Here is a 22,155-nt window from a genome sequence, read left to right as displayed (position 1 = left end):
CATATATTTATGCCTCAGCTTCATACTGTTCATTTTCATTATTGACCATGGTATATATTAAACTCCAAAGGTTTTACTTCATTTTCTAACCATTCATCGTAAATACGTTGCTTATTAATACCTTTATTGATTATCGTTATGCCACAATCTCCACCACCTGCGCCTGATGTTTTGGCAGCGCCGCCATATTTTTCAGCTACAGAACACAATACTTTTAAATGGGCAGTTTCAATATCAACTGTCGCTTCTTTATCCATAGATTGAATAATCTCACGGTTGATGCGAATCATTTGTTGCACCCCTTTAATATGATTCGTTTTAAAAGCATGTATCAACTTCTCAACACATAAATGAGAGCGTTCTAAAAATTTACCGTAAAAGGTAGGATCTGATTTCAAGCGTTTTACTTCACTCACTAAATGGTGTGATGAAGCTGGTGACCCAGTCCAACCTATAAGCACTTCCATATTTTCTGGTGGCTGTAATGGTTCGATATGAAGGCCAGGCCAGTTTTTATTCAATACATCATTGACTGACGTATCTTCAATTTGCTGTGATACCCATTCATGATCAAACGTACTATAAGCTAACCAGCCAGTATAAACACTGACAGCAATATCACCACAAGAACTTAAGCTTTGTAATTTCATATTTGCAATAACTGCAAGTTTGTAAATATATAAATTAGATAAATGCATACCATAAAATTCATTCAAAGCTTTAACAACTGATACCAAGACAGCTGCACTAGAACCTAAACCATATTTATGCCCATTTGTATCGTCTAAATTACTATCAATTGTTAAATTGAAATGTTTTAAAGGCATATTATTACTTCTTACAAATTGTTCAAAGATTTCAATTGCTGTGATGACATACTTCAATTGTTTCGCAGCATTTAAATCTGAAACTACAATTTTATCTTCACGTCTTTGAAATGTGACTGGTTCATGATGTAAGGTCTTAGAATGTATCGTACCCTGTGGTGCATTTGAATCTTCAATAGAAGCAGTTACAAATCGATCCACTGCGATTAATATTGATTTATACCCAGGTTCGACAACTGCGTATTCACCTGCAATGTATAGCTTCCCTGGTGCTTTAACTTGAATCATTTTATCTCTTCCTTACTCAATAATTTCTACGCCTGTACGTGTAATGTCGCTCGCAATGATTTGGTCTTCTTTAAACGATTTATGTAATGCATCAACAACCGCTTGTTTATTTTTCTTTTCTACTAAAATTTTAACATTTGGACCAGCATCCATCGTAAAGTAACAAGGATGACCCGCCTTACGACATTGGTCTACGATGTCCATCACTAAATAACTGTCGTCGACCATATAAGTGAACGGCGGTTGTGCACCTAAGTTTGTTGCATGCATGCGCAAACCGTTGGCTTCAATCACTTCACCTAATTGTTTAAAGTCTTTTTGATTTATTGCATGCTTAACTGACGCTATGTCCTCATCCACATGGTCTAACCAATATTGATAAAAACGTGATGTATCACGTGTAAGTGACATACCGGCACGACTTGAAACTTTTTTCGATTTATTATTAATGACAACAAATATCATTGCTAACTCGTCTTCCCAATTATCTGCTTCAACAGGAAAACTATATGATGTCTCATCATCATACCCTTTTTCCCATTCTACAAAACCGCCATAGATACTTCTAGAAGCAGATCCTGACCCTCTACGAGCCAATCTAGATAACGCTTTGCCTGTTAACCCTAAATTCAAAGCCGCATCACAAGCTGCTGCTAATGCCGCATAGGCACTTGCTGAAGATGCTAACCCTGCTGCTGTAGGGACATAATTATCACTCTCAATATATGCAAACATTGAGGTTTGACTTAATTCGCGGAACACATCCATAAAACGGTGTATCTTAGCTGCTTCTGCGTCATTTACTGCTTGGCCATTCAAAATAAGCGTATCTTTAGTATAGCTCTCATCAAATGTCACTTTAGTTTCAGTATAAAAGCGATCTAATGTAACCGACAAACTATTATTCATCGGAATAATATAAGTTTCATCAGCTTTACCCCAATATTTTATGAGTGCAATATTTGTATGTGCACGTGCTTTACCACTATTAACCAACGTCATTAACCTCCTAAATATTCAATCCATGTATGATGTGCACCTAAATTTTGCGCACTTTCAACAATTTTCTCAGCCACTTCTAAGGTTGAAGCAAGTACAATCATACTACCGCCGCGACCGCCACCAGTTAATTTTCCAGCAATAGCGCCTTGTTGTTTACTTGCCTCAAGTAATGTTTCAATTTTATCATGGCTTACCGTTAATGTACGTAAGCTTTCTTGACACAAATTAAAGATAGAGGCTAATTTTTCGAAGTTATGATGCTCTATAGAGTCACTTGCTTCGTGTACAAGTTGACCAATATGTTTCACATGTTCTAAGTACTCATTATCTTCTTTACATAAATTATGTACATCTTCTACTGCTTGTTTTGTAGAGCCGAGTACACCTGTGTCAATAACAATCATGTAACCATTCAATTCTAATGGCTTTAATGTCGTCACGTTACCTTGCTTAAACCACACTGGCTTATTCGATACAATCGTTTGTGTATCAATGCCACTTGGTTTACCGTGTGCAATACGTTCCGCCCAATTGGCTTCTTCTATCAACACCTCATCAGATAATGGTTTATTGAGGTAGTCGAAACTTGCACGCACAAAAGCAACCGCCATTGCAGCACTTGAGCCTAGCCCTCTAGATGGTGGTAAGTTTGTATCAATCGAAACTTTTATAGGTGTTTGGATTTCATATTTTTCTACAAAACGAGTTATTACTGCCTTTAAATGTTCAGGTGCATTAATTAACTCACCTTCATATACATCACTTTTAATACATGAAGAAAGAGGTTCTTTTATAGATTCTATTTTCGCTCTCACTTTCCCGGTCGTAAATGGAATCGCAATTGCTGGCTCGCCAAATGTAACAGCATGTTCACCAATTAATATTACTTTTCCATTTGCTTCCCCATATCCTTGTTGTGTCATATTCTCAATCACCTTTAGTATTTTCTTTAGTTTTATATTTTAAGTACGCTACACCTTACAGACCACACTGATTTTAGTCATTTCAGAACACCACAATGCATTCTGCTTAAATTTCCCAGGAAATTTCGTGTTCTAAGTCTCGTTGTTAGCGCATCTAATATGTCTTTTATTATTAATAATTTGAAAAGACTGCTCGTATTCTATATGAAAATACTCAACCTTAACTAATTTTACACACATTATTATACATTATCTCACAAATTTTATATTATGCCATACAACTCTAGACATAGATATTTGGTTTATTTTTAATTAAATAACAGAAAGTGTCTTCTCAAAAGTTAATACCTGCTACTAATTATAATCAATACTTTTCCATTATAAAACTCTATAGCCTTATATTCAAAAAGTTAACATGATTTTACGGAAATTTATTTAAATTAGTTAGTTTTAAACTACACTTTTCCTATATTACTTATTTACTTTCTATAATTCAACAATTAGAAAGATTTATGTCAATCTTTTTTATAGTAACTATAAAAAAGACCAGAGTCGTTACTTTAATAAAAAAGTATCGTTTCTGGTCTTAATAATTATTTACTCCATCGCTTGATTCATCTTAGCGTTACGTTCAATCATTTTTTCAAAGTAACCTTCATAGCGTTGCCATTCATCATCTGTTATAGGTTCCGTGTTTAATTGTCCACCTAAATCTTTAAGGGCGTATAACAATTTAAACATTACGTCTTGGACAGTGATTGTTTTACCTAATAGTGACTCTAACGACGCCATGCATTGTGGATCAATATTTGGATAAGTGAATTTTGTTTCTGAGTCCTTTAATGCGCGTTTATAAAAAGATTTCATCATATCAGCACGTTCACTGCCATCACCTTCTACACAAAGATACACTTGTACAGCAATGCCACCACGTACCCGTCTTTGGGAAATACCCGCAAATTTTCGCCCATTAATACTTAAATCAAATTTCCCTGGACAATACGATCGTTCAATTTCATGTGTTTCAATCTCTACATCTTCATCTTCAAACATTTTCGAAACCAATAAATACATCACTGTAAAAGCTTCATCTATTGTAATGTCATGTTTACCTTTAAAGAGAAGAGAAATATTGAGTATACCTTGGTCTAGGACTACACCCAAACCACCTGAATTTCTAACAATCGCATTATAGCCACGTTCTTCAGTAAGATAACGAATGCCGTCTTGTAAAAAAGGCAGGCGTGAATCATGTATACCTAAAATGACTGTATGTTGGTGTATCCAAGTACGTACCACATTACATGATAAATCTTTGCCAACACTTTCAGAAAATGTATCATCGAATGCAAATGATTGCATAGGCGCTAACCCAGAAGAATGGTCAATATAACGCCAATCTATATCATTAAAATATTTACTTGCTAAATCCATTATTGTAATGTTTGCGCAGCAGTAATGATTGATAAGTTATACACGTCTTCTGTTGAACAACCACGAGATAAATCATTCACTGGAGAATTCAGTCCTTGTAGTACTGGACCTACTGCATCAAAACCGCCTAAACGTTGTGCAATTTTGTATCCAATATTACCCGCTTCTAAACTTGGGAAGATAAATACATTAGCATTACCTTGTATTTTTGCGTCTGGTGCTTTTTTCTTAGCAACTTCTGGTACGATTGCTGCGTCAAATTGGAATTCACCATCTACAACAACATCTTCAATATTGTCAGTTTCAATTTTCTCTTGAGCTAAGTTCACTGCATTTGCTACTTTTTCAACATCGTCTGATTTTGCAGAGCCTTTTGTTGAAAAACTTAACATTGCTACACGCGGTGACATGTCAAAGCTTTTAGCAGTTTTTGCACTCTCTACTGCAATTTCAGCTAAGTCTTGTGCTTCAAGCGTTGGATTGATTGCGCAATCGCCGAAGATATATTGCTCTTCTCCTTTAATCATAAAGAAAACACCAGATGTTTTTGAAACACCAGGTTTCGTTTTAATAATTTGTAATGCTGGGCGAACTGTATCGCCTGTTGAATGTGCTGCACCGCTGACTAGTCCTTCAGCTTTACCAGTATAAACAAGCATTGTACCAAAGTAGTTTACATTTTTTAGCATTTCTTGTGCTTGTTCTTCAGTCGCTTTACCTTTACGGCGTTCAACGAAAGCAGTTACTAATTCTTGTTTCAATTCACTTGTTTCTGGATCGATAATTTCAATGTTAGTAATATCTAATCCTTTATCGTTAGCTAAAGCCTTCACATTAGCTTCATTACCCAATACTACTGGTGTAACATATTCCGTATTTTGTAATTGTGTTGCTGCTGTTAATACGCGTTCATCTTCACCCTCAGGTAATACGATTCTCACATTTTTTCCTGAAAGTTTTTCTTGTAATACATCTAATAAAGACATAGGGGGCCTCCTCGAAATTTCAATCTATTTATTTACACTATATAGTATACGTTATTTTTTTATAGAATTCCATGTCACCAATTTGTAATCATTTACTTATGTTTTAACACTGCCTTTATGGTAGAATTTTATAGTGAAGACATAGAAATTTTCACAAAGGAGCGATTTACAATGCCACAAGTACCAGAAACGTTAGACGGTTGGTATAGTTTACATTTATTATATGCTATTGATTGGACTACTTTACGTTTAGTTCCAGAGGAAGAACGTCAATCTCTCGTGGAAGAATTACAATCGTTTTTAGATAAGCACGAAGAAGCACGTACAAATAATGCAGGAGATCATGCATTTTACAATATTAATGGTCAAAAAGCAGACCTTCTTTTATGGGTATTACGTCCAGAAATGAAAGATTTAAATGCTTTTGAAAATGAATTTAATAAATTGAAAATTACAGATTTCTTAATTCCAACATATTCTTATGTTTCTATCATAGAATTAGGTAATTATCTTGCAGGAAAATCTGATGAAGATCCATATGAAAATCCTCATATTAAACCAAGATTATTCCCTGAATTACCTCGTACTGAATATATCTGTTTCTATCCAATGGATAAACGTCGTGGTGAAACGTATAACTGGTATATGTTACCACTTGAAGATAGAAAGAAACTTATGCATGATCATGGCATGATTGGTCGCCAATATGCAGGTAAAATCAAACAATTCATCACTGGATCTGTTGGTTTTGACGATCATGAATGGGGCGTTACACTTTTTGCAGAAGACCCACTTCAATTCAAAAAAATTGTTTATGAAATGAGATTTGATGAAACGACTGCACGCTACGGCGACTTTGGTAGTTTCTTTGTAGGTAATATCATCACAAAAGATGTCTTACAAGATCTATTTTCATTATAAAATACAATAAACGATTCTATTCATATTAATGGAAGCGTATAAGACTGTCGGCAAAGTATCCAACTTTGTCGGCATTTTTTTATGCATTTACATATTCCATAACTCGTTCTTACTCGCTCTGCTTTCAACATGGTGAAAGCTAGAGCGAGTTATGCAAGCGTAAGCTTGCGAACCAAGAACAAATAACATGTTGAAAGCAGAGCGAGTAAAAAGGCACACTTGCCGTTGAACAAGTGTGCCTGAGTCTGTGTAGTGTGTTTGGGAGAACTTTAATCACTACTTAATTTAATATTAACTGTTAAATATTGTCGCTACTCAATATTTGTCTGAAACAGCTAACTAATATTATTTTAGCCTATTTGCGAAATTTGAAACATATTTAAATTACTTAAATTGTATAAAATGTTATATTTTAAAATTTATAAAGCGCATAAGTTACTTTCTGATTCCTCTAACAATTTTTATGAGTAAAGTGTTACAATAAAAATTATTAACTCAATAACTTATTCCTATGCTATGAATACAAAAACATAGCTTTAGTTAAATACTTCATTATTGGTGATTAAATGACAATATACAATCAAACAGTTGAAAGTTATGATGAAAGAATGGCGAAAGATGTCATTTTGCTCGCAGGACGTATTCTGTTGGAATCTGGTGCAGAAGGTTCCAGAGTTGAAGATACAATGACTCGGATTGCAACTACGTTAGGTTATCCAGAAAGCAATAGTTTCGTAACTAATACAGTCATTAACTTCATGTTACATAACGAATCTTATCCTAGGATTTTCAGAATTAAAACGCGAGATACGAATCTTCATCGCATATCAAGAACAAATGGTATATCTAGGCGGCTTGCTTTAGGTGACATTTCACTTGAAGATGCCTTTCAAGAACTGCAAAAAATATATCATGAGCAAAGCATTAACCATGATCTAATATTCAAATTTATTGCTGCCGCTGTTATCGCAGCCAGTTTTTTATATCTTCAAGGTGGCATCTTAACAGATGTACTTACTGCTATTTTGGCTGGTTCCTTTGGCTTCATTGTTGTAGAAACGCTTCAACGAAAATTACACGCTCAATTCATTCCAGAATTTATGGGCGCAATTGTCATCGGTCTCATAACCGTTTCAGGACATCATTTAATACCCGGTGGTTCGATATCTACTATTATAATAGCTTCAGTAATGCCTATCGTTCCTGGTGTATTAATAACGAATGCCATTCAAGATTTATTCGCCGGTCACATGTTACTATTTACCACTAAATCACTAGAAGCCCTAGTGACTGCCTTTGGTATAGGCGCCGGTGTTGGTACTATACTCATTATTTTTTAGGAGCAATGTCTATGTTTTGGATTTTAAATTTAATATTTAGTTATACTGCTTCCCTTTTCTTTGGTGTGATATTTGATGTGCCAAAACGCCTATACAACACAGTTGGTATTGTAGGTGCATGTGGATGGATGTTTTATATTTTATTTTATGAAGGTTTTCATTTCCATACTATATATTCTAGTTTCTTTGGAAGTATTGCGTTAGGTATGCTAAGTCACATCATGGCTCGTTATAAAAAGGAACCCGTAATTATATTTATGGTTCCAGGTATTATCCCACTCGTACCTGGTGGTCTTGCATTCGATGCAACAAAAAGCTTGATTCTATTGGAATTTAGTAAAGCAATTAATACAATGTTAGAAGTGACTTTAATTGCTGGTGCTATCGCTTTAGGATTACTTTTTGCTGATCAAATATCGAAACTTATTGTCTCTGGTACGAAAATACGTAAAAAAAGAATTTAAAACGCATGATGCTAAATAAAAAACCTGAGAAAAATCATTATTACAAATGATTTTTCTCAGGCTTTTTTGTTACTCGCTATTTCTATAATCAAAGATCTAATAATAAAAGCCCTCCAATATAAACACTTTTAATGTGTCTGTATTGAAGGGCGTATATGCAATTATATAATCCAAATTTAAATGTTAGAATTATATAATTTTACATGTAAAAAACATGATTATTATTCATAAGAACAACTAGTTGTTCGCTTTATCTGATTTATTTTTATTAATTAAATCTACTATTTCATCTTCTGATTGATTTAAAATAAGTTTACTTAGTCTGTCATTATCCATATTTTTCAGTTTTGGATAACGTACAACAAAGAAAATTAAACCAATAATTAACCAACCGCCCAATGCGATATAAGATGGTGTTGAAAGTGCTGCTGGTGACCCAGGAACTAATAATAAGAGTAAGAACACAAATGAAACGATTGAACCTAATATCGCAAAAACTTTGTATACAGGTCCGTATGTGTTACTTGATTTATCAAAACTAAAGAGTCTCGCTGCTGATAAACATGTAATCAAATAAGCAATTGATACACCTGTTGAAGACATATCAACAATCCATGTTAATGCAGTACGTCCTAGCCACGGTGCAATTAATGTAACAGAAACTAAAAAGAAAATTGCAATATAAGGTGTCTTATATTTTTTATGCAATTTACTAAATACAGAAGGCATAATGCCTGAACGTCCCATTGAGAATAATAAACGGCTTGAACTCATCAAGAAACCATTTAAACCAGTGAATATCCCCATCATAATTGCAATTGCTAGCACTGCTAAACCAATATAACCAAAGGCTTCTTGTGTCACAGCACCTGTTAACCATAAATTACCATTTAAACTTGTTGATGAACTACTTAACCAACTTGTGTATAAAATCATTAATACATAAGTGAATGCTGCGGCAAGTAAACTATAAACGATTAATTTAAATGTTTTATTCGGCGCAAAATCAAATTCTTCTGCTGTTTGTGGAATATTATCAAATCCAACATATGCCCATGGCGCTACCGCCACAATCATAATAATGGATGTAAACCAACCTTCTTTTTCATTAGTTAACGGTTGTAAATTTTCAAAAGAGAAGTTATTCCCGAAGAATGAACCGAAAAATAGTAATAAGATTGTTATAACCATTGCTACACAGAAATAAAATTGTAGAGATCCTGAAACACTTGCACCTTTAATTGCTATAAACATAAAGACAATTAATAATAACGAAGCGATAAGAATCTCAGTTATATAAACATCCCATCCTGCAATAGTATATAACTTACCAGTTTCTAATATATCTGGTAGTAAGAACTTAATTAATAAACTAAATGCTGTTGCGTTTAAAGCTACAACACATATATATCCAAAAGTTAAAAACCAGGATGAGAAGAAACTGACGTACCTTCCAAATCCTAAAAAACTAAATGCAAATGCCCCACCTGAAACTGGAAAACGTTCAACTAAAGCACCATAACTTACTGCAATCAGTATCATTAATAATGCACCAATTACAATACCTATTGCTGCAGATATAGGGCCTGATTGACCAATCCAGTCGCCAGGTAGGATAAATGCGCCCCAACCTATACATGAACCATAGGCTATAGCCCATACAAATTTTTCAGATAAGTTTTGTTTTAAATCTCCTCTATCTATTTCCTTATCATTTTGACTCATAAATAAAATTCACCTCATGGACTGTATTATACCCACAAGATGAATTCTATAACAATTAAAAATTTATAATTTAAATGTTCCGATAATTAGCATTAACCAACCTACTAGGAATAAAACCCCACCGATTGGCGTAATTGCGCCAAGGATACGAATTTGAGTTAGTGCTAAAATGTATAATGAGCCACTGAAAAAGACGATACCGAAGAACATGAGCCAACCTGCCCAATTCACATTAATTGAAGTTGTACCACTAATAATACCAAGCGCGAGTAGGCCTAAACCATGATACATTTGGTAAGTCGTTGCTTTTTCCCATACTGATAAATATTTTGCCGATAGTTTATTTTCTAAGCCATGTGCACCAAATGCGCCAGTTCCTACTGCCATCATTGTGTTCAATGCACCTAATATAATAAATACTTTCATCATGCTATTTACTTCCCTTCTTAATTAAAAATCAAATATTGAATCTCCATTACCTATTTCATCATCAGTAACTAACTTGTTAGATTTAAGTGACGTGTCAGAAACGCTATTTTGTGACGCGGGTTGTGATGTTTTACCACCCATCGCTCGAATCTCTTCCGCAGATACACCTTGTTTTTTAGAAGCTGATTGCGGTTTTGAAGTACCATTATTTACTATAGTAGATGTTTGGAAGGACGAAGAAACATCATACGTATTATCTTTATAACTTTTATGCTGGCTTGTCGACCCTGTAACAAGTGAAGTCAACGTGTGAATAGCATAAATGTGCTTTTCAAATTCAGCATTATGATTTGCTTCGTCCGCTGCTACTAATTCTTGCTCAATTAAGTGTATGATCTTATCTTTTTCCATGTTTATGCCTCACCTTCACACCAATTTACTGGTGCTTTACCATTTTCTTGTAAATACGTATTTGCTTGAGAATATGATTTTGAACCAAAGAAACCACGATAAGCAGATAAAGGACTTGGATGTGGAGACTTAATGATATGATGTTTCGACGTATCTATCAATTTGATTTTTTGTTGTGCGGGTTTTCCCCATAAAATAAACACAACATTTTCTAATTGTTCAGATACAGTTTGAATCACTTCATCTGTGAAAAGTTCCCAGCCAATTTCTTTATGTGAATGTGCCTCTCCTTGGCGGACAGTCAGAACGGTATTCAATAACAAAACACCTTCACGCGCCCAATCTTGTAAATGTGGCGTTGTTCTTTCACAACCTATGTCATCTTTAAGTTCTTTATACATATTACGCAATGAAGGTGGAAACTTAGCATCTGGTTGTACTGAGAAAGCTAAGCCATGTGCTTGATTCGGTCCGTGATATGGATCTTGACCTAATATGACAACTTTCACTTGTTCAAATGGTGTTAAATCAAATGCTTGATAAACATTCTCTCTATCTGGATATACAATTTCTGTTGTATATTCTTTTTCTAAAAATTCGTGCATCGCACTAAAGTCATGTCGCGTAATAATTTCATGAAAAACATCTGACCATTCCATATTCCCTCTCACCTCAGTTAGTATTTTAACATATTAGAACTACTTTCACGCGCAAGAAATTGTGCGCGTGAATAAGTAGTTCTTATGCATGTAAAGTAGTACTTCTTGCATTAGCAAGACTAGCACTACTTATGCAAGTGCATCAGCACTTGTAAACCTTAAACCAGCTCAGGCGAACCATAATATTTGATCCTATATTAAAATGAAAACCGTTATAAATTTTTCCATCTAAAAACTAACGATATAACCCAACAATTTGGTTAGCAATATATTCAGAACTATGCTCTACTCCATCTTTAACCCACCATGTAATGATTCCAAGTAATGAAGAAGCAAGAATATCAGTAGATAATATCGCTTTTTCTGTATTTAATGATTGCTTTTCTCCATTAATAACAACAAACTCAACCAATATTAAATGTAACTTTTTTTTGAAATCTGTATTTGCAAAGAATATCGATAGAATTTTACGATTTTCATAAAAATAATCTAAAAATTCAACTAGCTTCTCTTTCTCTGTAGCATCATTTAACTGTAATATAGGAAGATTTTTTAATAATAAATCATCAAAAATATCGTAACCTATTTTTTTCAACAAATCATTGATGTCATAAAAATGTAAGTAGAACGTTGCCCGATTTAAATTAGCGTATTTAGCAACTTTTTGAACCGTTAGTTTTCTCACATCCGAATTTTCCATCAATAATTCTATTGCAGCATTTTTAAACATACTTTTAGAACGTGTTACCCGAGGATCTTCTTTTTTTCTATCATTCATTTTATTGCCCCTTATCTATTAAGTATACATTTTATTAACACAAATCAACCAATTGTCGTATAGTAGACTTATTTAAAATAATGTCGATAGACATGCCTACATAATATTGCTACCATTATACTTTATTGACACTGTGTTGATAAGTCAAATGATTATAAAGGAGCTTCATGTAATGGAAAATATAAATAAAAAAGTCATTTTGACTGTATTAGTAGCAGGATGTTTTTTGTCTACACTAAATCAAACACTTCTAAATGTGGCATTAAGTAACTTGATGGAAGTTTTTTCTGTATCAGCAACTACGGTACAGTGGATGTTCACAGGTTTTATGCTAGTTAATGGGATATTAGTACCTATTACCGCTTATTTAATGAAGCGATTTACTACTCGACAATTATTTATTAGTTCGATGTCATTTTTATTAATTGGTAGTATTCTTTGTGCAATAGCACCGACTTTTACTATTTTACTTATAGGTCGAATGATTCAGGCTGTAGGAGCAGGCATCGTCATGCCGTTACTAATGAGCGTTGTTATGTTCCTCTTCCCTCCAGAAAAACGAGGAACAATGATGGGCTATATTGGGTTCGCAATAATATTTGCTCCTGCAATAGCACCGACTTTATCAGGTTTTGTTATCGAGTATCTTTCATGGAGATGGTTATTTATAGGCTTAATTCCACTCTTTGTAATTATATTGTTATTATCGATTAAATATTTAGTTAACGTGACTGAAAAAGAAGAAAGTAAGTTAGATGTAACAAGTGTAATATTATCCACGATTGGATTTGGGCTTATTCTGTACGGCTTCAGTACTGCAGGCAATAGCGGCTGGAATGATAGTATTGTACTATCGTCTATAATTATAGGTCTTATAACTATCACGCTATTTTGTATGAGACAAATTAAATCTTCTGATCCATTGCTTAATCTAGATGTTTTCAAAAATAAGCTGTTTACAATTACTACTATTATTAATGTCATGATAACTATGATGATGTATGCAGATATGATTTTATTACCACTATACTTGCAAGATGGAAGAAGTTTTACAGCATTCGAAGCAGGGTTAGTGTTATTACCAGGTGCGATTATAAACGCCTTTCTATCTCCAGTTACAGGAAAAATATACGACAGATATGGGGCGAAATTTGTATTTGTAATTGGTCTTATTTTTATAATACCTTCTATGTGGGTTGTCACAGATTTAACTGAATCTACAACATTTACTTTCTTAATGATTAGAACTATTTTCTTAAGAATAGGGTTAAGCTTTATAACAATGCCATTAAATACTGCTAACCTAAACGCGTTATCTACAAAACTAGTTTCACATGGCACGGCAATTAATAATACGATTCGCCAACTTTCTGGGGCTGTTGGAACAGCTATCATAATTACAATATTCACAGCTCAAACTTCAGGTCATGCTGAAAATCTATCACAAGACTCACCCAATGCTAGTAATGCAACAATACAGTCCTTAGCGTCTGTTTTAGGCTCAAGTGATGCATATTACTTTATGACGATACTAGCTATAATTGCCTTACTTCTAGTTTTATTTGTTCCGTCTCAAAAAAAACTAGATAATCCAAACACTTAATTAATTAGACTTTTTAATAATAAATTATTTCAAGGCATTTTTATTCTCTATCTTTATGACTCGTGTCTCGTCATAAAGATAGAGTTTTTTTATTGTTAGCGCTCGACAAAGAAACACTTTAAATATTTTATAATTAACCCTATTTCACTTCATCAAAATAAAATTAATCTACATTATACAAAGTAGTTAAATATTGCTCGCTATTTAAAAGGTCATTATTTAGAATACTCGATAAACGTGGTATGATATGTACAAAAGAAATTTAGGAGTGAAGATTCATGGCATTGAAAAAAACATTAACGATTGCAGGTTCGGACACAAGCGCAGGCGCAGGTATGCAAGCAGATTTAAAAACATTTCAAGAGTTAGAGACATACGGCATTGTTGCTCTGACATCAATCGTTACAATGGATAAAGCGACGTGGTCTCATGACGTAACGCCAATTCCATTTGATGTATTTGAGAAACAATTAGAGACAGCAATCTCAATTCACCCAGATGCTGTGAAAACAGGTATGCTCGGCACACAAGAAATTATCAAACGTGCTGGCGAAGCTTATGAAGAATCTGGCGCCGATTACTTTGTTGTCGATCCAGTGATGGTCTGTAAAGGGGAAAACGAAGTATTAAACCCTGGCAATACTGATGCAATGATTGAGCATTTATTACCTAAAGCAACTGTCGTAACACCAAATTTATTTGAAGCGGGACAACTTGCAAATCTAGGTACTTTAAAATCAATAGATGATATGAAAAAAGCTGCTGAAATCATTCATAAACAAGGTGCGAAGCATGTCATTATTAAAGGTGGTAAAGCTTTAGATCAAGATAAATCTTATGACCTTTACTATGATGGTAAACAATTCTACCAATTAACTACGGATATGTTCCAACAAAGCTATAATCATGGTGCAGGTTGTACTTTTGCAGCAGCAACTACTGCGTATTTAGCAAACGGCAAAACACCAAGAGAAGCAGTTATTGCTGCCAAAGCTTTTGTTGCTTCTGCAATTAAAAATGGTTGGAAGATGAATGACTTTGTAGGTCCAGTTGACCACGGTGCATATAATCGTGTTGAACATATTGATGTTGACGTTACAGAAGTTTAAAAACAACACTATCAATAAAATAAACCAAGCAGAAATCCATTCAATTTCTGCTTGGTTTTTTTGTGTATTAAATATGCTTTATGATACAGTCACACTCGTTACATAGCCATCACTCATATGAAAGACAATATAACCTTCACCTACTACATACCCATACAAGCCATCGGAACTGCTTACTTTGTCCCCATGAAGCGGTGGTTGATATTCAAAGTTTTGTCCAAATTGTACTCTCATATCTTGTAAACTTACCGCATCTTCCGCTATCTCAAATTCTACTGAATTAGCTTTATTATCATTTACTTTTTCAAATTTTTGATCATAAATTACTTTGCTCTCAGAACCTGAATCATATTTACTATTCACTTTAATATCATTAAAAGTAACATTACCTGCTTTCAATCCATTATAAAATGCTTGGTCTAATACAAAATCTCCACCTTGAGCTGTGTAGCCTTGATAATCATAATAAGGTTGCGTCGTTTCTGCTTGTGCTTCACTTTGTGAAATGTCTTGGTTAGCAATGCTTAGGCCTACTGTAGTGCCAAATACGATACTACATGCTACAAAAGTCTTTGCAATTTTTTTCATACATTATCACTCCAAGCTTGAATTTTAAAACACGATACGCCTTAGTTACAATTTACACCAATTTTCAACAAAGTTCAATGCTAACCCTTTTACTTCATTCACTATTTTTATATCCTTTTCACCTTCCAAATTATATACGACATAAGACCGATACAAAGTTGATACTGAAGACTCATGTATTTTCCAAGGAAATCTATTAGTATATTAAGTGTAGAGAGAAAAGGAGGGAATCACAGCATGATTATCTACAAACAGGCTTTTGAAAATGGTAACCCAATATATGAAATTATCACTAAAACTTTCAAAACAATTTCTGTTAAATTTGATGAAAATTTCAGCATGAATGAATTATATAAGTTACTCTCTCTACTTGAAAGTGATGTTGATAATACGAAACTAACCTATTAATAACATTTACTTTACACCTAAGACTTTTCAAAATTTAGCTTTAAGAAGAATTCAGAAGAACATATATGCAATAAACTCCCCTTTAGAAATTAGAAGTTTAAAAAGAATAAAGGCAACATAAGTTGTCCCCTTATGTTGCCTTTGAATAACACAACCCTATAAACACTCACCCTATGAGCGGTACACAGTTAGACAAAGATTGTCCCCTTTGTTGTGCTTGGAGAGAATACTCGAAGCAGTGCTAACTAATGTACCGCTCTTTTTTATACATACAATAACTTAAATTCTTCACACACCATGAATTCTGTTTCATCAAAAGGAATACCTAATTCAGCATAATATGATTCGAAAAATTCGATATGTGCTTGACGCCAATATGCCAGCGACTTATCTCCTTCACCTTCAAGATATGCATGTTCTTCAGTAACATCATTAAATGGCGTTTGGTAAACACGTGTAGTTTCAATGATACATTGCGGATTTCCTTTTTCATTTAATACAACGCTGATATCACCGACTTGTGGTAACGCTTCTCCCTCTACTTTATAAGACGCTAATCCACTTGTCGTCGCAGTTTTCATGCCCTTTTTCACTAAATCAGCTAATTCATCTTCGTCGACACCAAAAGACCAAGCATCAAATTGCACACCTTTATATTCAGGAAATGCTTCGATAAAAGATCTCCAATATGTTTCTACTGTCATAGTTATCCTCCTAGTATACTTGTTACTTCACTTATTATTGTATCGTACTCTTTTAAATTAACACAAAAAAGTACTCGCCAATGCATTATATCCTCATCATTTGTATACACCTTGAACACCATAATCAATTCAACATTTATATTTTCACAATGAAAAGTTTTACATCATCACTTTGATTAGAAATAACCATTTTTTCGTTTGTTACAAGTTCAAAATTTAAAGATTCATTCATTTCAACTGATGCCACATATTTCACTTTGTACGCTACCCATGCTAATTTTTTATTCGTGAGTGCAAGTTGTACAATCAATTGACCTGGCACTATATTTTCATGCACTGGGTTTTGATCATTGATTAAACCTAAATATTCATTCACTTGTTCTGCTGTTATTTGTATCATGCTAAACCTGCTCCAAAAATGTTTGTTTAATAGTGATATAGTTTTCACTATTTTTATGTATTTCTAATTTAAAAGTGTATTTCATAAATGATTTTATTTTCTTCTTCTCAACAATACACATATACGCAAGATAGGTTTCATTCGTTTCAAGTGGTTTTGAATGGTTGATTTCTGTTTCTTTCAGCAAAATATTACGATTAGCATATTGTTGAAACAGCTGAAATTCTGGCCATAACTTAGCACAATATAAAGGAGGCACTTTGTTTAATGGACGTTGATTAAAGTATTGATTATAAGCTACGACTTCTTCTTCAATAAATATGATTTCTTGCTCTTCAAGTCCATCTTTCAAACAATAATGCATTGCCCATGCCGCCTCCTATTCCCATTGTAGCAATTGTTCTTTGATATTCATCCATGTAAAACAAGCGCGTCACTAAAGCTGCACCACTTGCGCCATAGGGATGACCTGTAGCGATCGCACCACCATAAACATTTAATTTCGCATCAGATAAGTCCAACATTTCTTGGCTTGCTAACACCTGTGATGCAAAGGCCTCATTCAATTCGACAGCATCAATTTCATCAATAGTATAGTTAATTTTTTCTAATAGTTTTTTCACTGCTGGTGCTGGGCCAATGCCTAATACATTCGGATCTACGCCTACAGTTAAGCCATCAGTAAATGCTAACCCGTTATTAAAACCACATGCTTTGGCAGTTTCTTTTTCCATAATCATTAATAACACTGCACCATCATTTTTCATACAACAATTTCCAGCAGTAACTGTACCTTCAGGTAAGAGCGGCTTCAAACGATTCAGCGTCCGTTCCGTTAACTTAGGTTTAATACTTTCATCTTGTTGAAATGTTTCACCCTTAACTTGAAATGGCATTATTTCTCGAGAAATGATTTGACGTTCATATGCAGCCATCGTTTTTTGATGGCTCATCCATGCATAATAATCTTGTGCCGTTCTTGAAATGTTGTAAGTTTGAGCCACATTTTCAGCCGCTTCAATCATTGAAGGATCCTGTCCCTCCGGAGCAAATGATGCGCGTTCAAAAAACGCTGGTAATTGCGTATCATAAACAGATTGAGGTCGTTTTATTTTCCAAGGCGAACGGCTCGTACTTTCTACACCGCCTGCCATATAAATCGTACCTGCGCCTGCTTGTATCATACGGCAAGCTTGTAATATCGCTTCTAAACCTGAGCCACACTGTCTATCGATAGTTACGCCCGGGATATGGTGATCTAGTTCAGCTTCGAGTAAGGACTTTCTCGCCAAATTACCTCCATTACCTACGACATTACCTAGAATAACGTCATCAATATCTGACATCACATGTGGCAATGTTTCTTTGAAATGTGTAAATAATGGTTTTATGAGGTGTTCTGGCTCTATATGTTTAAGCTTTCCTCCATATTTGCCAAATGCTGTACGTTTTGCCGCAACAATCACTGCTTCTTTCATCATTTAAACTCTCCTCCTAAATAACGTTCCTTCATTTGTCTTCGAGCTATTTTTCCACTTTGTGTATAGTACATTTTATCTATTTTAATTAATTTAGATGGTATTTGATATCTCGCCAAATGTGGTGACAAAAAACTTTTCAACGACTGATAAGACACATCCTGTGGGCCTGTATAAAGTAGTACTGCAATTTCCCCAAACTTCGAATGTGGTTCACTCACTATGCACACTTCATTAAAATATTCATAACCTTGGGCTACACTTTCAATTTCAGTTGGATAAACATTTCGACCACCAATAATCATGCGGTCACCGTGACGTCCGTGCAAATAGAGATATCCGTTATGATCAAGTGAAGCAAAATCACCAATTTCTAGCCATTTACTTCGTGAAATATCCTGATTTGCATAACCACTAAACACCATATTACTTTGAATATGTAACACACCTACGCCTTGTTCATCTTGATGTGCCAAGTGTATTTGCACATTTGGAAAAGGTAAACCAACAGAATGACATGGTGCTTCATTATTGTAGTTATAACTTATAAAGCTTGCTTCAGATGTTCCGAAGAACTCTATTAATATAGATTGTGGCATATTTTGTTGAACTTTATTTCTTGTTTCCGGAGGTAACTTATCACCTGTAGAAAAAATATAGCGCACTTGGTTTATTTTAAGGTTTTCAGCCAAACATGATGTTAACATTGTCGGTACTAAAAATATGGCAACTGTTTCAGGTGCTTTTTCAATCGTTTGTAATAACAATGGCGCATCAAATTGACGTTGCCCTATAAACGTTCTCCCACTAAATAGCGCATAGATACAAGCATATAAAGACAACGAATGAGACAAAGGACCAGGTGCAACGAGTATATTAACTGGCTCTTCTAAAAGCTTTTCGTTTTCTTTATAAGAATATAACCAAGATTTTTCATTGCGATAATAAGCTTTTGGTAAACCTGTCGTTCCTGAAGTAAAACCAACATGTAATAAATCATTACGCCACTTCAATTGATTTTCTTTAATGTGTTTATTTATTACTTCTTTTTCCTCATTAATTACATAAGAAATCCCGTAATGATTTAGTAATGTGTCTATCTGTCCTTGTGACCATTGAAAATCTAGTATGCATGGAATACAATGCCTCTTTAGCAATGCACAATAATAGATAATTGTTTCCATAGGGTTTTTCATAACGAGTGCTACAAATTGATGACTAGGAATATCAGTTAAATCTGCAACCACTAATTCGATATTTATCTTTAACTGTTTATAACTACACTTTAAATCATCAAATTGCAACGCAAGATGTTGTGGTCGTTTTTGTGCATGTTGCTCAATCTTTTCTAATATTTCCATTTTCCTGTCACCCTTTAAAATGTAAACTTCAATACAATACATGTTAACATTAATTATAGTCGTTTATCTTTACAGAATCACGGATAAATTTTACTTATGGGAATTTAGGACAACTTTATCCCAATTTTCTTTAAAATTCGATAATATTTTCAATTCAAAACCCATTTACCTACTTAAATTTCCAATAATAAATTACTCAAACCCAACAATAGAGAAATCTGCATACAAAAACCCCCCACTCCATTTTGTAGTGAGGGGGCCATCTATTTAATAGAACAACTTATTTATAATTTTTAAAGAAATCTAAAGTTAATGATTTTACTTTCGGTGAAAGTATGAGTACTGCGATAACGTTAGGTATAAGTACAATTGCAAGTGCTAAATCTAATAAATCCCATAGTTGTGTGGCTGCACCCAAAGCACCTACGACTAATGATAATACATAAACGACTTTCATAATCCAAGCACCTGTTAATCCAAATAAGAATTCTGCCATTCTAGAGCCATAAAAAATTACGACGATGACTGTTGAAAATACGAAAAACAACATCGATATCGATACACTCATACTGCCAAATTGTCCAAAAGCATCTTCAAATGCTCTGGCTGTGAGCGCTGCAGATTGTGATTTTGCATCTTCTGATTTCCAGACACCAGAAACAAGCACAACAAATGCAGTCGTACTACACACGACAAGCGTATCAACTACAATTTCACTAACACTCCAAAAAGCCTGACGTACAGGATGATCCGTTTTTGCAGCTGCATGGGCAATAGGTGACGTACCAAGACCTGCTTCATTAGAATATATTCCTCTAGCAAATCCCCAACGAATGGTAGTTGCAAGTGCTGCACCGAATGTTCCCCCTAATGCTGCACTAGGGTTAAAAGCTTGTTCAACCACAAGCGCAATGATATGGGGCACTTGCGTAATATTCATTATAATAATAGTAAATCCTAATAAACAATATAAACCGACCATAATTGGTACAATCTTCTCAGCAATAGATGCAATACGCTTAATACCACCAAACACAACTAATGCTGCAAGTATAGCTAAAACGACGCCAGTTACGCCCATATGTATATCGAATGTATCATGCACAGTACTTGCAGCCGAATGACCTTGTACCATAATACTTGGTATAAGCTCAAGCATCAGCGCAAAAGCAAAGACAGTAGAAAAAATGGCTCCTAATTTTTTGTTTTTAAAACCTTTCTTCATATAATATGTAGGTCCACCAACAAATTCGCCTTTTTTATTTTTTTCACGATAATGTACACCGAGTACGTTTTCGCTGAATTTTAAAGCCATTCCTAGAAAAGCTATTACTATCATCCAAAAGACAGCACCTGGACCACCCATCATAATTGCAGTAGGCACCCCAACAATATTCGCAGCGCCTATTGTAGATGAAAGTGCAGAGGTCAGTGCTTGCCTTGGTGTGATTGTGCCCTCACCTTTAGGCGTTTTATTGACTCTTCCAAATGTCTGTTTCATCATATAAAAGAAATGTCTAAACTGAATAAATTTCAAGTTTATTGTTAAATACAAACTTGCAACTAATAATAAAGTAACTAAAGGAAATCCCCAAAGCCAATCTGAAAAAGCAACGATTTTTTCCATTATATCTCCCCTTTAATAATGTATTAAAATCAAATTGTCATAGATTTACGTAAAAACAGTCTAAAGGTGACTAAACTATTTTTTTATAGTATCCCCTATTTGTTTTATTTCTAATCATTCGTTGCTATTTTAAAATACATTTATATGTTCTAATTAAGCTTCTTCTATGGTTTTTAAATTTATTATTATTAATATTAAAATAAATTGTAGTATCAAATTCTCATTACTATGCACTTTGTTATCAACCACCTGTTCAACATAGCTATGACAATGACGTTAAAGTTGAATTTGATTAACAATTGAACATCAGGGAAAAGGTAACATACAATAAATTTTTATCACGCATATTTATTGTGCATTTTTTTAAAACAACGAGTCAAAAACGATTTTAGTGCCTTGTAATTAATATATAAAAACATTAAACAGTTAGGATGATTAAAATGAAAAAACTTTTAACTATTAATATTTTAGCTTCACTTGCAATAATCGCTTTTATAACATGCAAACAATGTGTAGATATGACAAAAGAAAATAGTATGGAAGAGCATAATAGAGTTCATTTAGATTAATTTTAATATATAGAAATAAAAAAAGAGAGGAAACTAAAATTTAGTTTCCTCTCAGAGTGTCGACAAAGTCTCCGACTTTGTTGGCACTTTTTTGTGCACGCTTTCCGCGGGCACAGCCTCA

The 22,155-nt window shown here is 34.1% G+C and carries 24 protein-coding genes; 7 read left to right on the top strand and 17 right to left on the bottom strand.

Going from position 1 to position 22,155, the window contains the following annotated elements:
* Positions 1-38 precede the first annotated feature (38 nt).
* The 5 genes from AST02_RS01240 to pta all read right to left on the bottom strand — a co-directional run bounded on the left by AST02_RS01240 (position 39) and on the right by pta (position 5,460).
* A complete protein-coding gene (locus tag AST02_RS01240; protein WP_069815112.1) occupies positions 39-1,115 on the bottom strand; it encodes a phosphomevalonate kinase in 1,077 nt (358 codons plus the stop codon).
* 12 nt (positions 1,116-1,127) lie between these two features.
* On the bottom strand, positions 1,128-2,111 hold the full coding sequence (gene mvaD, locus AST02_RS01235; RefSeq protein ID WP_069815338.1) for a diphosphomevalonate decarboxylase: 984 nt from the start codon (positions 2,109-2,111) through the stop codon (positions 1,128-1,130).
* A 5-nt stretch (positions 2,112-2,116) separates the two neighbouring features.
* Positions 2,117-3,040: a mevalonate kinase gene (gene mvk / locus AST02_RS01230; protein ID WP_069815110.1), complete on the bottom strand. Its 924-nt coding sequence runs from the start codon at positions 3,038-3,040 to the stop codon at positions 2,117-2,119.
* Between the two features lie 597 nt (positions 3,041-3,637).
* Entirely contained in the window at positions 3,638-4,474 is an 837-nt protein-coding gene (locus AST02_RS01225; protein ID WP_069815108.1) for a lipoate--protein ligase family protein, read from the bottom strand.
* Positions 4,474-5,460 carry a phosphate acetyltransferase gene (gene pta, locus AST02_RS01220; RefSeq protein ID WP_069815106.1) on the bottom strand — a complete coding sequence of 329 codons (987 nt, stop codon included), beginning with the start codon at positions 5,458-5,460 and terminating at the stop codon, positions 4,474-4,476. Before pta ends, AST02_RS01225 begins: the two co-directional genes overlap by 1 nt.
* Positions 5,461-5,631: 171 nt before the next feature.
* Between pta and hemQ the strand changes: the two genes are divergently transcribed.
* The 3 genes from hemQ to AST02_RS01205 all read left to right on the top strand — a co-directional run bounded on the left by hemQ (position 5,632) and on the right by AST02_RS01205 (position 8,185).
* The gene (gene hemQ, locus AST02_RS01215; protein WP_002508442.1) at positions 5,632-6,381 is read left to right on the top strand and encodes a hydrogen peroxide-dependent heme synthase; all 750 of its coding nucleotides are present in this window, start codon (positions 5,632-5,634) and stop codon (positions 6,379-6,381) included.
* 572 nt (positions 6,382-6,953) lie between these two features.
* The gene (locus tag AST02_RS01210) at positions 6,954-7,721 is read left to right on the top strand and encodes a threonine/serine exporter family protein (RefSeq protein ID WP_176721521.1); all 768 of its coding nucleotides are present in this window, start codon (positions 6,954-6,956) and stop codon (positions 7,719-7,721) included.
* 11 nt (positions 7,722-7,732) lie between these two features.
* Positions 7,733-8,185 (top strand): threonine/serine exporter family protein, encoded by a 453-nt coding sequence (locus AST02_RS01205; protein ID WP_069815102.1) that lies wholly within the window; start codon positions 7,733-7,735, stop codon positions 8,183-8,185.
* 237 nt (positions 8,186-8,422) lie between these two features.
* Here AST02_RS01205 and AST02_RS01200 read toward each other — a convergent pair whose 3' ends face one another.
* The 5 genes from AST02_RS01200 to AST02_RS01180 form a co-directional block, all read right to left on the bottom strand.
* Entirely contained in the window at positions 8,423-9,910 is a 1,488-nt protein-coding gene (locus tag AST02_RS01200) for an APC family permease (protein WP_069815100.1), read from the bottom strand.
* A 63-nt stretch (positions 9,911-9,973) separates the two neighbouring features.
* A complete protein-coding gene (locus AST02_RS01195) occupies positions 9,974-10,336 on the bottom strand; it encodes a DUF423 domain-containing protein (RefSeq protein ID WP_057513016.1) in 363 nt (120 codons plus the stop codon).
* 24 nt (positions 10,337-10,360) lie between these two features.
* A complete protein-coding gene (locus AST02_RS01190; protein WP_069815098.1) occupies positions 10,361-10,750 on the bottom strand; it encodes a DUF5327 family protein in 390 nt (129 codons plus the stop codon).
* A 2-nt stretch (positions 10,751-10,752) separates the two neighbouring features.
* A complete protein-coding gene (locus AST02_RS01185; RefSeq protein WP_069815096.1) occupies positions 10,753-11,409 on the bottom strand; it encodes a uracil-DNA glycosylase in 657 nt (218 codons plus the stop codon).
* 235 nt (positions 11,410-11,644) lie between these two features.
* Complete coding sequence (locus tag AST02_RS01180; protein ID WP_069815094.1) at positions 11,645-12,187, bottom strand: TetR/AcrR family transcriptional regulator; 543 nt, start codon at positions 12,185-12,187, stop codon at positions 11,645-11,647.
* Between the two features lie 172 nt (positions 12,188-12,359).
* On the opposite strand from AST02_RS01180, the gene AST02_RS01175 reads away from it, so the two are divergent.
* A complete protein-coding gene (locus AST02_RS01175; RefSeq protein WP_069815092.1) occupies positions 12,360-13,790 on the top strand; it encodes a DHA2 family efflux MFS transporter permease subunit in 1,431 nt (476 codons plus the stop codon).
* Between the two features lie 278 nt (positions 13,791-14,068).
* On the top strand, positions 14,069-14,899 hold the full coding sequence (gene thiD / locus AST02_RS01170) for a bifunctional hydroxymethylpyrimidine kinase/phosphomethylpyrimidine kinase (RefSeq protein WP_069815091.1): 831 nt from the start codon (positions 14,069-14,071) through the stop codon (positions 14,897-14,899).
* Between the two features lie 78 nt (positions 14,900-14,977).
* Here thiD and isaB read toward each other — a convergent pair whose 3' ends face one another.
* Positions 14,978-15,487, bottom strand: a complete 510-nt coding sequence (gene isaB, locus AST02_RS01165) for an immunodominant staphylococcal antigen IsaB family protein (RefSeq protein ID WP_069815088.1) — start codon at positions 15,485-15,487, stop codon at positions 14,978-14,980.
* A gap of 237 nt (positions 15,488-15,724) precedes the next feature.
* Between isaB and vraX the strand changes: the two genes are divergently transcribed.
* Positions 15,725-15,895: a C1q-binding complement inhibitor VraX gene (gene vraX / locus AST02_RS14270; RefSeq protein ID WP_176721519.1), complete on the top strand. Its 171-nt coding sequence runs from the start codon at positions 15,725-15,727 to the stop codon at positions 15,893-15,895.
* A 263-nt stretch (positions 15,896-16,158) separates the two neighbouring features.
* On the opposite strand, the gene AST02_RS01160 is transcribed toward vraX, so the two are convergent.
* The 6 genes from AST02_RS01160 to AST02_RS01135 form a co-directional block, all read right to left on the bottom strand.
* Positions 16,159-16,599 (bottom strand): ASCH domain-containing protein, encoded by a 441-nt coding sequence (locus tag AST02_RS01160; protein WP_069815087.1) that lies wholly within the window; start codon positions 16,597-16,599, stop codon positions 16,159-16,161.
* A gap of 136 nt (positions 16,600-16,735) precedes the next feature.
* On the bottom strand, positions 16,736-16,999 hold the full coding sequence (locus tag AST02_RS01155) for a hypothetical protein (protein ID WP_069815085.1): 264 nt from the start codon (positions 16,997-16,999) through the stop codon (positions 16,736-16,738).
* A gap of 1 nt (position 17,000) precedes the next feature.
* Entirely contained in the window at positions 17,001-17,363 is a 363-nt protein-coding gene (locus tag AST02_RS01150) for a hypothetical protein (RefSeq protein WP_069815083.1), read from the bottom strand.
* Positions 17,335-18,477 carry a thiolase family protein gene (locus AST02_RS01145; protein ID WP_069815336.1) on the bottom strand — a complete coding sequence of 381 codons (1,143 nt, stop codon included), beginning with the start codon at positions 18,475-18,477 and terminating at the stop codon, positions 17,335-17,337. Before AST02_RS01145 ends, AST02_RS01150 begins: the two co-directional genes overlap by 29 nt.
* Positions 18,477-19,838, bottom strand: coding sequence for an AMP-binding protein (locus AST02_RS01140; RefSeq protein WP_069815081.1), 1,362 nt, complete (start codon positions 19,836-19,838; stop codon positions 18,477-18,479). Before AST02_RS01140 ends, AST02_RS01145 begins: the two co-directional genes overlap by 1 nt.
* A 280-nt stretch (positions 19,839-20,118) precedes the next feature.
* Entirely contained in the window at positions 20,119-21,465 is a 1,347-nt protein-coding gene (locus AST02_RS01135) for an alanine/glycine:cation symporter family protein (RefSeq protein ID WP_069815079.1), read from the bottom strand.
* Between the two features lie 440 nt (positions 21,466-21,905).
* Between AST02_RS01135 and AST02_RS14480 the strand changes: the two genes are divergently transcribed.
* Positions 21,906-22,034: a hypothetical protein gene (locus AST02_RS14480; RefSeq protein WP_256092374.1), complete on the top strand. Its 129-nt coding sequence runs from the start codon at positions 21,906-21,908 to the stop codon at positions 22,032-22,034.
* The last annotated feature ends 121 nt before the right edge of the window (positions 22,035-22,155 follow it).

Source organism: Staphylococcus equorum (genome assembly GCF_001747895.1).
Classification (GTDB): Bacteria; Bacillota; Bacilli; order Staphylococcales; family Staphylococcaceae; genus Staphylococcus; species Staphylococcus equorum_A.
This window is presented reverse-complemented; position numbering and strand designations above follow the sequence as displayed.